At 57.1% G+C, this 12,054-nt stretch carries 12 protein-coding genes; 9 read left to right on the top strand and 3 right to left on the bottom strand.

Going from position 1 to position 12,054, the window contains the following annotated elements; translation table 11 throughout:
* Positions 1-4: 4 nt before the first annotated feature.
* The 6 genes from V6L79_RS08385 (at position 5) to V6L79_RS08360 (ending at position 5,899) form a co-directional block, all read left to right on the top strand.
* Positions 5-481, top strand: coding sequence for a YchJ family protein (locus tag V6L79_RS08385; protein WP_261741147.1), 477 nt, complete (start codon positions 5-7; stop codon positions 479-481).
* Between the two features lie 34 nt (positions 482-515).
* Positions 516-1,001, top strand: coding sequence for an LEA type 2 family protein (locus V6L79_RS08380; protein WP_261741146.1), 486 nt, complete (start codon positions 516-518; stop codon positions 999-1,001).
* A 7-nt stretch (positions 1,002-1,008) separates the two neighbouring features.
* Positions 1,009-1,218 (top strand): SEC-C metal-binding domain-containing protein, encoded by a 210-nt coding sequence (locus tag V6L79_RS08375; protein ID WP_019823514.1) that lies wholly within the window; start codon positions 1,009-1,011, stop codon positions 1,216-1,218.
* 173 nt (positions 1,219-1,391) lie between these two features.
* Entirely contained in the window at positions 1,392-2,033 is a 642-nt protein-coding gene (locus tag V6L79_RS08370; RefSeq protein WP_261741145.1) for a glutathione S-transferase N-terminal domain-containing protein, read from the top strand.
* Between the two features lie 219 nt (positions 2,034-2,252).
* Positions 2,253-4,715 carry a penicillin acylase family protein gene (locus tag V6L79_RS08365; protein WP_338580078.1) on the top strand — a complete coding sequence of 821 codons (2,463 nt, stop codon included), beginning with the start codon at positions 2,253-2,255 and terminating at the stop codon, positions 4,713-4,715.
* A gap of 62 nt (positions 4,716-4,777) precedes the next feature.
* On the top strand, positions 4,778-5,899 hold the full coding sequence (locus V6L79_RS08360; protein WP_321836594.1) for a succinylglutamate desuccinylase/aspartoacylase family protein: 1,122 nt from the start codon (positions 4,778-4,780) through the stop codon (positions 5,897-5,899).
* A gap of 12 nt (positions 5,900-5,911) precedes the next feature.
* Here the strand turns inward: V6L79_RS08360 and V6L79_RS08355 are convergent, their stop codons facing one another.
* Together V6L79_RS08355 and dcd are read right to left on the bottom strand one after the other, a co-directional pair.
* Positions 5,912-6,118 carry a hypothetical protein gene (locus V6L79_RS08355; protein WP_261741142.1) on the bottom strand — a complete coding sequence of 69 codons (207 nt, stop codon included), beginning with the start codon at positions 6,116-6,118 and terminating at the stop codon, positions 5,912-5,914.
* Between the two features lie 93 nt (positions 6,119-6,211).
* Positions 6,212-6,778, bottom strand: a complete 567-nt coding sequence (dcd, locus tag V6L79_RS08350) for a dCTP deaminase (protein WP_048359020.1) — start codon at positions 6,776-6,778, stop codon at positions 6,212-6,214.
* A gap of 352 nt (positions 6,779-7,130) precedes the next feature.
* On the opposite strand from dcd, the gene V6L79_RS08345 reads away from it, so the two are divergent.
* Complete coding sequence (locus tag V6L79_RS08345; protein WP_002554837.1) at positions 7,131-7,340, top strand: cold-shock protein; 210 nt, start codon at positions 7,131-7,133, stop codon at positions 7,338-7,340.
* A gap of 172 nt (positions 7,341-7,512) precedes the next feature.
* On the opposite strand, the gene apbC is transcribed toward V6L79_RS08345, so the two are convergent.
* Positions 7,513-8,607: an iron-sulfur cluster carrier protein ApbC gene (gene apbC / locus V6L79_RS08340; RefSeq protein WP_321836593.1), complete on the bottom strand. Its 1,095-nt coding sequence runs from the start codon at positions 8,605-8,607 to the stop codon at positions 7,513-7,515.
* A gap of 181 nt (positions 8,608-8,788) precedes the next feature.
* Here apbC and metG point away from each other — a divergent pair, with 181 nt between their 5' ends.
* On the top strand, positions 8,789-10,840 hold the full coding sequence (gene metG, locus V6L79_RS08335) for a methionine--tRNA ligase (RefSeq protein ID WP_261741140.1): 2,052 nt from the start codon (positions 8,789-8,791) through the stop codon (positions 10,838-10,840).
* A 196-nt stretch (positions 10,841-11,036) separates the two neighbouring features.
* Positions 11,037-12,029: an electron transport complex subunit RsxB gene (gene rsxB / locus V6L79_RS08330; protein ID WP_338580077.1), complete on the top strand. Its 993-nt coding sequence runs from the start codon at positions 11,037-11,039 to the stop codon at positions 12,027-12,029.
* The last annotated feature ends 25 nt before the right edge of the window (positions 12,030-12,054 follow it).

Genomic DNA, 12,054 nt, shown 5'->3' with positions numbered 1-12,054 from the left:
CCCAATGAGTACATCCATTTGCCCCTGTGGCAGCGGCAATTTGCTGGACGCCTGCTGTGGGCATTATCACGACGGGCACCCGGCCCCGAGCGCAGAAACGCTGATGCGCTCGCGTTACAGCGCCTATGTGTTGGGGCTGATTGATTATCTGGTCAGCACCACATTGCCTGTGCAGCAAGCCGGGCTGGATCTCCAGGCTATTGCCGACTGGAGCGCGCAGAGCACCTGGTTGGGGTTGACCGTTGAAAACAGCGAAGTGTTCGGCGGCCAGCCTGAACATGGGTTTGTGACCTTCACTGCGCGCTGGCACGACGCCAACGGCGAACACAGCCACCGCGAACGCTCGTCATTTGTGCAAAGTTCAGGGCGCTGGTTCTTCATCGACCCCACCGTACCGCTCAAAGTCGGGCGCAACGATGCCTGCCCATGCTCCAGTGGTCTTAAATTCAAAAAATGCTGTGCTGGCTTTTTCGGTCAATAGACTGATCAGGGGCACGCTCTCTCAGGAGTAAGGAATGGAATCTCGGGCTCGAATAACAAAAACAATTGCCCTGGCTATGATCCTGATGCTGTCGGGATGCAGTTCCTGGTTCGATTCAGGCAACAAAGACCCTGACGTGCACCTGGTGAAGGTTGAACTGGTTCAGGCCAAGCTACTGGAGCAACGCTTCAAGCTGCATTTCCGGGTAGACAACCCGAATGACTCGACCCTTACGGTGCGCGGCTTGAGCTACACCGTGTACTTGGGCACGATAAAACTGACTGAAGGTGAGCATGAAAAGTGGTTCAGCGTGGAGCCCAACAGCCACGCAGATTTCGTGATCCCTGTGCGTACCAATCTTTGGCCACATGTGCGCCCGCTGGTCAAATTGCTGGAATCACCTGACCGGCCCATCCCCTATCGATTCGAGGGCACGCTGGAAACCGGCCTGTTCTACGGTTACGACGTGCACCTGACGCGTAAAGGCGAGATAATCCCCGGCGATTTTATTCCAGAGTGATTGAGCAATGACCCAACAACCCCACGTTCATGGCCCCGACTGCAACCACGATCATGATCATGGTCACACCCATGACCACGACAACGGTCATGTACATGGCCCGCATTGCGGCCATGCACCTCAAGAGCCTGTGCGCAACGAGCTGAAAGACGTTGGCCGCAACGATCCATGCCCATGCGGCAGCAGCAAAAAATTCAAGAAGTGCCACGGCGCCTGATCCTTCCGGAAGCCCTGCACACGCCGCACCTGCCTTGAGCACGTGCGGCGTTTGTGTTTTTGCTTTATGAAAAATCCGCTTCAGAAGCCAGCACTTGCTTTCATCCAACGCGCTTTTGGGAGTAAAACTGACAGCCCATGTAGCTGCGTGAAAATCCCCTTCTGGAGCCCTTCATGATCGATCTTTATTACTGGACCACGCCCAACGGCCACAAAGTCTCATTGTTTCTTGAAGAAGCTGGCCTGCCCTACAAGGTTCACCCGATCAATATCGGCAAAAACGAACAGTTTGCTGCGGATTTTCTCAAGATTGCCCCGAACAATCGTATTCCGGCCATTGTCGATCAGGCACCGGCAGATGGCGGCGAACCGCTGTCGCTGTTTGAATCCGGCGCCATCCTGTTATACCTCGCGGAAAAAACCGGGCAGTTTTTGCCCCAGGATCTGCGCGGTCGGCAAATGGCACTGCAGTGGCTGTTCTGGCAGATGGGCGGCCTGGGGCCAATGGCCGGGCAAAATCATCACTTCAATCGCTTCGCGCCTGAAAAAATCCCTTATGCGATCAAACGCTACACCGATGAAACCGCCCGCCTGTATCGCGTTTTGAACAAACAGCTGGAAGGCCGGGAATTTGTCGCTGGAGCCGAGTACAGCATCGCTGATATGGCGATTTACCCGTGGATCGTGCCCCATGAATTCCAGGGCCAGAACCTGGATGACTTCCCGGCATTGAAGGTGTGGTTCCACCGCGTCAAGGCGCGCCCAGCAACAGAACGTGCCTACGCGCTGGTAGATAAAATCAACCCGCCCAAGTAACCAAATCAGGCTGTGTGTAGCCGCTGCCGCAGGCTGCGATGGGCCGCGGAGCGGCTCTGTGATGTGAAGGCCCTTAGGACCTTATCGCAGCATTGGGCAGCGGCTACAGTTTTCGCGCACGGCAAGGCACTTCAACACCCCAAGATAGCGCTTGCACGGTGTCATCGGCCTCACTAACGTAGCGGCTTTCGATGACACCACCCCCGCAGGAGCTTTGCCATGGCCTCGCCAGCCCTTACTCATTTTCTACCCCGGTTCGGCGTTGCCGCGGCAGTGGCCAGCCTGTTGGGCTTGACCGGTTGCCAGATAAACACTCATTCCGTTGAAAGCCTGGTGCCAACCTCTGGCATGCAACCGCTCAAAGGGCTGGCGCAAAATGTCTCGGTACGCCGCAACAGCCAGGGTATGCCGCTGATCGAAAGCAGCAGTTTTCATGACGCCCTGTTCACCTTGGGTTACGTACACGCCGGCGACCGTATCAGCCAGATGGTGCGCTTGCGCTTGCTGGCACAAGGCAGGCTGGCCGAGTTGAACGGTGCCGATGCATTGGAAAGCGACCGGTTGATGCGCAGCATCAATCTGAAAAAGAACGCTGACGAACTGTATAAAAGTTCGTCCCCGCGCCTTAAAAAGTTTTTCGAGGTCTACGCCCGTGGGGTCAACGCCTACCTGTTTCGCTACCGCGACAAGCTCCCGGCTGATCTCGCGCAAGCCAGCTATACAGTCGAATACTGGAAACCTGAAGACTCGGCGCTGATTTTCAGCCTGCTGAACTTCGGGATGTCGGTCAATCTGCAAGAAGAACTCAACTCGCTGGTACTGGCACAAAAAGCCGGTACTGAAAAACTGGCGTGGCTGACACCGACCTATCCCAACGAAGCCCTGCCCACCGGCGAAGCCGACAAGCTCAAAGGCCTGGCCCTGGGTAGCCAGCTGCAAGGTTTGAATGCAGTGGCCCAAGCCCTTGAACAGGTGACACAACTGAGCCTGCCCGGGGTTACAGCAGCGAGTGACTGGGCAATTGGCCCGCAGCGCAGCCGCAGTGGCAAAAGCCTGCTGGCCAACGATATCCACCAGCCCATCGGCGTACCTTCGGCATGGACTTACGTGCAAATTCGCGCGCCTAAATATCAGGCTGCGGGGGCAACCATCGCAGGCTTGCCGACCCTGTTTGCCGGTTTCAACGGCAAGGTGGCATGGGGCATGAGCATGGCCATGGGCGACAACCAGGACGTGTTCCTGGAAAAACTCAAACGCCAAGGCAACAGTCTGTACTACTTGGCTGACGGAAAATGGCTACCGGCAACGGTGCGCAACGAAACCTTCTTCGTCAAAGGCCAGCGCCCGATTCGCGAGGCCATTTACGAAACCCGCCACGGGCCGCTGCTCAATAGCGCCGTAGGCAGCCCCAATGCGCTGAACAGCAGCCTTGGCCTTGCCCTGCAAACACCGGACTTGAAGGGCGACAAGTCGCTTGATGCATTTTTCGACCTGTCCCGCGCCCAGGACAGCGAAAAAGCCTCGGACGCCAGTCGCGAAATCCGCGCTGTAGCGCTGAATTTAATGTACGCCGACGCCAATCACATTGGCTGGCAAGTGACCGGGCTCTACCCCAATCGCCGCGAAGGCCTTGGCCTGTTCCCGTCCCCGGGCTGGGACAGCCGCTACGACTGGGAGGGTTACGCCGACCCGATGCTGCACCCCTACGATCAGGACCCGGCCCAAGGCTGGCTGGGCACGGCCAACCAGCGCACGGCCGCCTATGGCTACGGCATGCAACTGTCCAACTCGTGGCTAGCGCCTGAACGCGGCGAGCGCCTTGCGCAGTTGGCAGGCAGCGGCAAGCAGGATGCACGCAGCATGATCGCGATGCAGTACGACCAAACCACCCTGTTTGCGGCCAAGCTGAAAACCATGCTGGCCGCACCCGGAATGGCGCAACCACTCAAACAGGCGATCGCGGCAATGCCCGCAGCCGAGCAGGCGAAAGCCCGCGAAGCTCTTGGCCGATTGATGGCTTTCGACGGAAAACTCAGCCCTACCTCGGCCGATGCAGCCTTGTACGAACTGTTTTTGCAGGAAAGTACCCGGCAAATCTTCCTTGATGAACTGGGCCCCGAGAGCAGCGCCAGCTGGAAGGCATTTGTCGCCAACAGCAATCTGTCGTACTCGGCTCTGGCAGACCACTTGCTCGGCCGCGAGGACAGCCCCTTCTGGGACGACATCCGCACCCCGCAAAAAGAAGACAAACCAGCCATTCTGGCCCGCAGCCTGGCTGGCGCCATCAGCACCGGCGACACGTTGCTGGGCAGCGACCACAGGGCGTGGCAGTGGGGCAAGTTACATCGCTACGTGTGGAGTAATGCCAATGGCCAGACGGTTTACGGCCCGGTCATGGCAGGCGGCGATCACACCACGCTGAACACCGCGGCTTACAACATCGCGGGCTCAAGCTTCGACGCTACGCTGATTCCGGCAATGCGCATGATCGTCGACTTCGGGCAAATCGAACCGATGATGGGGCAAAACAGCACCGGGCAATCCAGCAACCCGGCCAGCCCGCACTACACCGACGGCATAGACCCGTGGCTCAAAGGGCAGTACATCAGCTTCCCGATGCAGCCGCAGAACTTCGACAAAGCCTACGGCAAGACCCGCCTGACCCTGGTGCCCGGAAAGTAACTGACCTTTACTGCACAAATGGCTGGCAAGCGCTGTCCCACCCGGCTCACAAGGACGTCACCATGCAGCGACATCAAATTCACCCCTTGCTGGCGCCTGTCCCGGGTACTGAACGGCATATTCACAGCTTTCACTACGGACCTTCCCTGCCGCAGGGCAAGGTCTATATTCAGGCCTCGCTGCATGCTGATGAGCTGCCGGGCATGCTGGTGGCCTGGCACCTCAAGCAGCGCCTGGCCGAACTGGAAGCGGCGGGGCGACTGCGGAGTGAAATAGTGCTGGTACCGGTGGCCAATCCGGCGGGCCTGGACCAGGTGCTGATGGATATCCCGCTGGGCCGTTATGAGCTGCAAAGCGGGCAAAATTTCAATCGAAACTTCCTGGATCTCAGTGAGCAAATCGGTGATGAGCTTGAAGGAAAGTTAAACAACGATCCCGCGCACAATCTGCAGTTGATTCGTCGCCACTTACGCGAGGTGTTGGCCGCGCAAGTGCCAACAACACAGCTGCATTCGCAACGCCTGATATTGCAAACGCTGGCCTGCGACGCTGATGTGGTGCTCGATCTGCATTGCGACTATGAGGCTGTGGCTCATCTGTACACCACCCCCGAGGCCTGGCAGCAGGTCGAACCGCTGGCGCGCTACCTCGGAGCCCAAGCCAGCCTGCTGGCGACGGACTCCGGCGGTCTGTCGTTCGATGAGTGTTTCACCCTGCTGTGGTGGAAATTACAACAACGTTTCGAGCATTGTTTCGCCATTCCGCAAGGTGGTTTTTCCGTCACGTTGGAATTGCGTGGTCTGGGCGACGTCAGCCACAAGCATGCCGAGCACGACTGTCAGGCGCTGATTGACTACCTGATCGATTTTGGCGCGATTGACGGTGAGTCCAGCCCTTTGCCTGCCCTGCTCTACCCCGCGACGCCCCTGGCTGGCGTAGAGCCAGTAGCGACCCCTGTTGGCGGGTTACTGGTGTTCAGTGCCAAACCTGGGGACTACCTCAACGCTGGCCAACTGATTGCAGAGGTCATTGACCCGATCAGCGACCGACTGACCCCGGTGTACTGTACCAACGCTGGATTGCTCTACGCCCGCACGCTTCAGCGAATGGCCACCGCAGGCATGGTGATTGCCCACGTGGCGGGCCAAGAAGCTTATCGCAGTGGTTATCTGCTCTCTCCTTGAGGCAATACAGGTTCAGGCAATCGGGGCAGGTGGTGGCTCGTCAGGCAGTGTGGGCACGCCTGGCTCCGGTTCGATCGGTTGCGGGGTATCAGGGTCAGGCTGGCCGGGGATGCCACCTGCATGTAACTCGGGAAAGGCGAGCAGAGACCACGCCAGTAACCCTACCTGATTAGGCTCAAGGCTTGCCATTTGGGCGCGGATACTCGGATCAATCTTCATGAGGCACTCCTGAGCGATGATCCGGCTCGCTGGATGCGTAACCGGAAATACACTCAATAGAGTGCTTTATCGCTCAAGAATTCCTTCTGTTCGTCAGGTGCGTGGCAAAGTCACGCCGCGCTGGCCCTGATACTTGCCGCCACGGTCCTTGTACGACACTTCACACTCTTCATCCGATTCGAAGAACAGCATCTGCGCCACGCCTTCGTTGGCGTAAATCTTGGCTGGCAATGTCGTGGTGTTGGAGAACTCCAGCGTTACATGGCCTTCCCACTCGGGCTCAAGCGGCGTCACGTTAACGATGATGCCGCAACGTGCGTAGGTGCTTTTACCCAGGCAGATGGTCAGAACGTTACGTGGAATACGGAAGTACTCAACGGTGCGCGCCAGCGCGAAGGAGTTGGGCGGAATGATGCACACGTCGCTGATGACATCAACAAAGCTGCCCGCGTCGAAGTTCTTCGGATCAACGGTCGCCGAATTGATATTGGTGAACACTTTGAATTCATTTGCGCAACGAACGTCGTAGCCGTAACTCGATACGCCGTAGGAAATCAGGCGGTTTTCGCCTTCTTCACGCACCTGACGCTCGACGAAAGGTTCGATCATGCCGTGCTCTTGCGCCATGCGGCGAATCCACTTGTCCGGTTTGATGCTCATGGCGGGTGTCCTGAATAGCGAGGTAGAAAATTCTGTCGGGCATCTTACCGCCCCCTAGGGTCCGGTTCAAAAGTATGGGACAAAAATATCAAAAATAGCTGTAGATGCCGTGAATACAGGGCGCAGAGGCAACCGTCAGTCACGTTTTTAAACAATCCTTCGCAAAGACCCTTTGCACGTTCGTAAAAAAGCGTTAAGGTGGCGCCACTGTGTTGCTTGTGTCACTGAGAATCTCTACACGATATGTTGAATTTCGATCCAACCATCTCCAAGAATTTTTCCTGCTCTTTGCACTCAGTCTCGGCCAGGGCTTTTCCTGCGTCGCAGTTATCTTTGTTCAAGGAGTTACACCATGTCTAATCGCCAAACTGGTACCGTTAAGTGGTTCAACGATGAAAAAGGCTTCGGCTTCATCACTCCACAATCCGGTGACGACCTGTTTGTTCACTTCAAAGCAATCCAATCCGACGGCTTCAAAAGCCTGAAAGAAGGCCAACAGGTTTCTTTCATCGCTACCCGCGGTCAGAAAGGCATGCAAGCTGAGGAAGTTCAAGTTATCTAACTTGTTCTGATCCAGTAAAAAACCCCGCCCTTAAAAGCGGGGTTTTTTTATGCCCGTAATAACCTGCCCCCACCAATACCCGCTGTCATGGGTATGGCAATTCCAGTGGGAGCCGGGCTTGCCCGCGATAGCATCACCTCGATGCATCAGGCAAACCCGTATCAAGCAAGAATCAGTCGTCGCTGGTGGTAATGGTCGGCATGGCCTGCGAAGCAGCTTCATGCAAAACAATACGTGCGCCCACCTGACGGGCCAATTCCTGATAGATCAGTGCAATCGGGCTATTTGGGTCGGCAATCGCCGTTGGCTTGCCGTTATCGGCCTGCTCGCGGATTTCCATCGACAACGGCAGCGAGGCCAGTACCTCAACGCCATATTGAGTCGCCAGCTTCTCGCCACCGCCCTCGCCAAACAGATGCTCTGCATGACCACAGTTCGAGCAAATGTGTACCGCCATATTCTCCACTACGCCCAGCACCGGAATGTTCACCTTGCGGAACATCTCGACACCCTTGCGCGCGTCCAGCAAGGCCAAATCCTGCGGAGTGGTCACAATCACCGATCCCGTTACCGGGACTTTCTGCGCCAGGGTCAACTGGATATCACCGGTACCCGGCGGCATATCAATAACCAGGTAATCAAGGTCGTTCCAGGCCGTTTGCGTCACTAGCTGCAGCAGCGCACCCGACACCATCGGACCGCGCCAGACCATCGGCGTATTGTCGTCGGTCAGAAACGCCATCGACATGACTTCAACGCCATGGGCTTCAATGGGCACAAACCACTTTTGATCGCGAATCTTCGGCCGGGTGCCTTCAGCGATGCCAAACATCACGCCCTGGCTCGGACCATAGATATCTGCATCCAGAATCCCGACCCGCGCACCTTCACGAGCCAGCGCCAGTGCCAGGTTGGCTGCAGTAGTGGATTTACCCACCCCACCCTTGCCAGAAGCTACGGCAACGATGTTCTTCACATTGGCCAGACCCGGGATTTGCGCCTGGGCCTTGTGCGCAGCAATCACGCAATTGACTTCAACCTTGGCCGAGGTCACGCCATCCATATTCTCGATGGCCATTTGCAGAATTTGCGCCCACCCGCTTTTGAACAAGCCGGCGGCATAGCCCAACTCGAGCTGAACACTGACGCGTTCGCCCTGAATTTCAATATTGCGGATGCATCCGGCACTCACCGGATCCTGATTCAAATAAGGGTCGGTGTACTGGCGGAGGACGGCCTCCACCGCTGCGCGATTGACTGCGCTCATGGGCAACTCCCGTAAAGACTGAGTAAAACAGGCCGCTATCCTACCTGTAATAAACCGCAGGCAGCAGGCTTTTGAAATGATCAAAAACAGCACAAACGATCAGATACGCGACCACAGGGTGAAATATATTGCTCGGCGCTTTATAGTGGCCGACCACCGTCTCATCAAGTAGCCGAGCCCCATGTCCGAGCCACGCAAGATCCTCGTCACCAGCGCCCTGCCCTATGCCAATGGTTCAATTCACCTTGGCCATATGCTTGAGTACATCCAGACCGATATGTGGGTGCGCTTCCAGAAGCTGCGCGGCAATCAATGCACCTATGTCTGCGCAGACGACGCCCACGGCTCGGCCATCATGTTGCGCGCCGAGAAAGAAGGCATCACCCCCGAGCAACTGATCGCCAATGTCCAGGCTGAACACAGCGCCGACTTTGCCGAGTTCCTCGTCGATTTTGATAACTTTCATTCGACCCACGCCGAAGAAAACCGTGAGCTGTCGAGTGCGATTTACATAAAGCTGCGCGAAGCTGGGCATATCGCCACCCGTTCGATCACCCAGTACTTCGACCCGGAAAAGAAAATGTTCCTGGCCGATCGCTTCATCAAGGGCACCTGCCCTAAATGCGGCACTGAAGATCAGTACGGCGACAACTGCGAAAAATGCGGTGCCACCTACGCACCTACCGACCTGAAGAACCCGAAGTCGGCAATCTCAGGCGCCACTCCGGTGCTCAAGGATTCCGAACATTTCTTCTTCAAGTTGCCCGACTTCGACGCCATGCTCAAAAGCTGGACCCGCAGCGGCGCCCTGCAAGATGCAGTAGCCAACAAGATCGCCGAATGGCTGGATGCCGGCCTGCAACAGTGGGATATCTCCCGTGATGCGCCGTACTTCGGCTTCGAGATCCCGGACGCACCAGGCAAGTACTTCTACGTTTGGCTGGATGCACCTATCGGCTACATGGCCAGCTTCAAGAACCTCTGCGCACGCCGTCCTGAACTGGACTTCGACGCGTACTGGGCCAAGGACTCCACCGCCGAGCTGTACCACTTTATCGGCAAGGACATCGTCAACTTCCACGCCCTGTTCTGGCCAGCCATGCTCGAAGGTGCAGGCTATCGCAAGCCTACCGCCATCAACGTTCACGGCTACTTGACCGTCAACGGCCAGAAAATGTCCAAATCGCGCGGCACCTTTATCAAGGCCCGCACATATCTGGATCACCTGGCACCGGAATACCTGCGCTACTACTACGCCTCCAAGCTCGGTCGCGGCGTGGATGACCTGGACCTGAACCTGGAAGACTTCGTACAGAAGGTCAACTCGGATCTGGTCGGTAAAGTGGTCAACATCGCCAGCCGTTGCGCGGGCTTTATCCACAAGGGTAACGCCGGAGTAATGGTCGAGGGCAATGCCGCTCCCGAGCTGACCGAGGCATTCCTGGCCGCCGCGCCAAGCATTGCCGAGGCCTATGAGGCCCGCGACTTTGCGCGTGCCATGCGTGAAATCATGGGGCTGGCCGACCGCGCCAACGCCTGGATCGCTGACAAGGCGCCTTGGGCAATGGCCAAGGTCGAAGGCAAGCAAGCTGAAGTTCAGGCCGTCTGCGCTTTGGGCATCAACCTGTTCCGCCAACTGGTGATCTTCCTCAAACCGGTGCTGCCAGTACTCGCAACCGACGCTGAGGCATTCCTGAATGTCGAACCCTTGACCTGGAACGATCACAACGTGTTGTTGGTCAATCATCAGCTGAACGCCTTCAAGCCACTGATGACCCGTATCGACCCGGTCAAGGTTCAAGCCATGACCGACGCCTCGAAAGAAGACCTGGCTGCCAGCCAGACCGACACCGGCAGCGCCGCACCGCAAGGTAACGGCGAGCTGGTCAAGGAACCGCTGGCTGCAGAGATCGAGTTCGACACCTTCGCCGCAGTCGACTTGCGTGTTGCGCTGATCCTCAAGGCAGAAGCTGTTGAAGGTGCCGATAAGCTGCTGCGCTTGACGCTGGATATCGGCGACGAGCAACGCAACGTGTTTTCCGGGATCAAAAGCGCTTACCCGAACCCGGCTGAACTTGAAGGCCGCCTGACCATGATGATTGCCAACCTGAAGCCACGTAAAATGCGCTTCGGCATGTCTGAAGGCATGGTGATGGCTGCTGGCCCTGGTGGTGAAGAAATTTACCTGCTGAGCCCGGACAGCGGCGCCAAGCCAGGTCAACGCATCAAGTAACACCGTCCCTTTGCAACGTCTGGTGGCCAGCAGGTCGCCAGACGCTGGCCGCCCTTCCCGACATGCCGGATAATCAGCAGCATTTGCTGGACCCGACCGATCTTGCATGTGCGCTTGACCGCCACGCCTTTATTTATCTTTGCGCATGTTGAGCGTCGCCCCAGATGCGACCCGCCGTACCTGGACTGATCACACCATGAGCCTGATTCAACGAATTGACGCTTTATTACCGCAAACTCAATGCGGAAAATGCGGCCATCCAGGCTGCAAACCCTATGCGCAAGGCATCGCCCAAGGCGAAGCAATCAACAAGTGCCCGCCCGGTGGCGCTGAAACCATTGCAGCACTTGCCACCTTACTCAATATTCCCGTACTGGCACTGGATACCGAGCGCGGAACGGCCCCGCCACAAGTGGCCTATATCCGTGAAGCCGAATGCATCGGCTGCACCAAATGCATACAGGCTTGCCCGGTCGATGCCATTCTCGGCGCAGCCAAGCTCATGCACACTGTCATCGTCGATGAGTGCACCGGCTGCGACCTCTGCGTCGCCCCCTGCCCTGTCGACTGCATTGAGATGCGACCTCTACCTGCCAATGTAATCCCGATTGTCGGTGGGCTCGCTCACGAAGCAGAGCAGTACAACGCGCGCAACCACAAGCGTGACCATGCCCGGCGTCGCTACGAGCTGCGTGACGAGCGGCTGCGACGAGAAGAGCAGCATCGACTGGCTGAACGCCTCGCGCGCGCCCAACGAGCTCCGGCAGCCACTGACAGCGGCACTCGTCTTGAGAGCCAGACAGCAGAACAGCCCAACCTCAACGACGCTGCGCTTAAAAAGGCCAAAGTCACACTCGCCATGGCGCGTGCGCAATTAAACAAATCGCTCAAAGCGTTTGGCCATCCTCCAACCGCACAGCAACAATCTCAACTGGTGATCCTGCAAAAGCAGTTTGAATCAGCAGAGCAGGTTTTGGCTCAACTGGAATCTGGCCCTGAGGTTTCTATCGCTGCACCCGCGCCAAATAACACAGAGCTCAAACGCGCAAAAATTCAACTTGCCATGCGTCGCGCCGAGCTTAAAAAAGCCATTAACCAAGAGCAGCCCAACGCTCAATTAACGCTTTTGACTGAGGCTGTCACACAGGCAGAATTAATACTTAACGCGCTGGACCCCGCCAATATTTGAAGGGTCTTTGATCATCAGGCAAGCC

It is taken from the genome of Pseudomonas sp. ML2-2023-6 (genome assembly GCF_037055265.1).
Classification (GTDB): domain Bacteria; phylum Pseudomonadota; class Gammaproteobacteria; order Pseudomonadales; family Pseudomonadaceae; genus Aquipseudomonas; species Aquipseudomonas kulmbachensis.
This window is presented reverse-complemented; position numbering and strand designations above follow the sequence as displayed.

Excerpts from the sequence above, each read along its gene's own strand:
- V6L79_RS08385 (WP_261741147.1), top strand. The coding sequence starts at position 5 with ATGAGTACATCCATTTGCCCCTGTGGCAGCGGCAATTTGCTGGACGCC.
- V6L79_RS08380 (WP_261741146.1), top strand. The coding sequence starts at position 516 with ATGGAATCTCGGGCTCGAATAACAAAAACAATTGCCCTGGCTATGATC.
- V6L79_RS08375 (WP_019823514.1), top strand. The coding sequence starts at position 1,009 with ATGACCCAACAACCCCACGTTCATGGCCCCGACTGCAACCACGATCAT.
- V6L79_RS08370 (WP_261741145.1), top strand. The coding sequence starts at position 1,392 with ATGATCGATCTTTATTACTGGACCACGCCCAACGGCCACAAAGTCTCA.
- V6L79_RS08365 (WP_338580078.1), top strand. The coding sequence starts at position 2,253 with ATGGCCTCGCCAGCCCTTACTCATTTTCTACCCCGGTTCGGCGTTGCC.
- V6L79_RS08360 (WP_321836594.1), top strand. The coding sequence starts at position 4,778 with ATGCAGCGACATCAAATTCACCCCTTGCTGGCGCCTGTCCCGGGTACT.
- V6L79_RS08355 (WP_261741142.1), bottom strand. The coding sequence starts at position 6,118 with ATGAAGATTGATCCGAGTATCCGCGCCCAAATGGCAAGCCTTGAGCCT.
- dcd (WP_048359020.1), bottom strand. The coding sequence starts at position 6,778 with ATGAGCATCAAACCGGACAAGTGGATTCGCCGCATGGCGCAAGAGCAC.
- V6L79_RS08345 (WP_002554837.1), top strand. The coding sequence starts at position 7,131 with ATGTCTAATCGCCAAACTGGTACCGTTAAGTGGTTCAACGATGAAAAA.
- apbC (WP_321836593.1), bottom strand. The coding sequence starts at position 8,607 with ATGAGCGCAGTCAATCGCGCAGCGGTGGAGGCCGTCCTCCGCCAGTAC.
- metG (WP_261741140.1), top strand. The coding sequence starts at position 8,789 with ATGTCCGAGCCACGCAAGATCCTCGTCACCAGCGCCCTGCCCTATGCC.
- rsxB (WP_338580077.1), top strand. The coding sequence starts at position 11,037 with ATGAGCCTGATTCAACGAATTGACGCTTTATTACCGCAAACTCAATGC.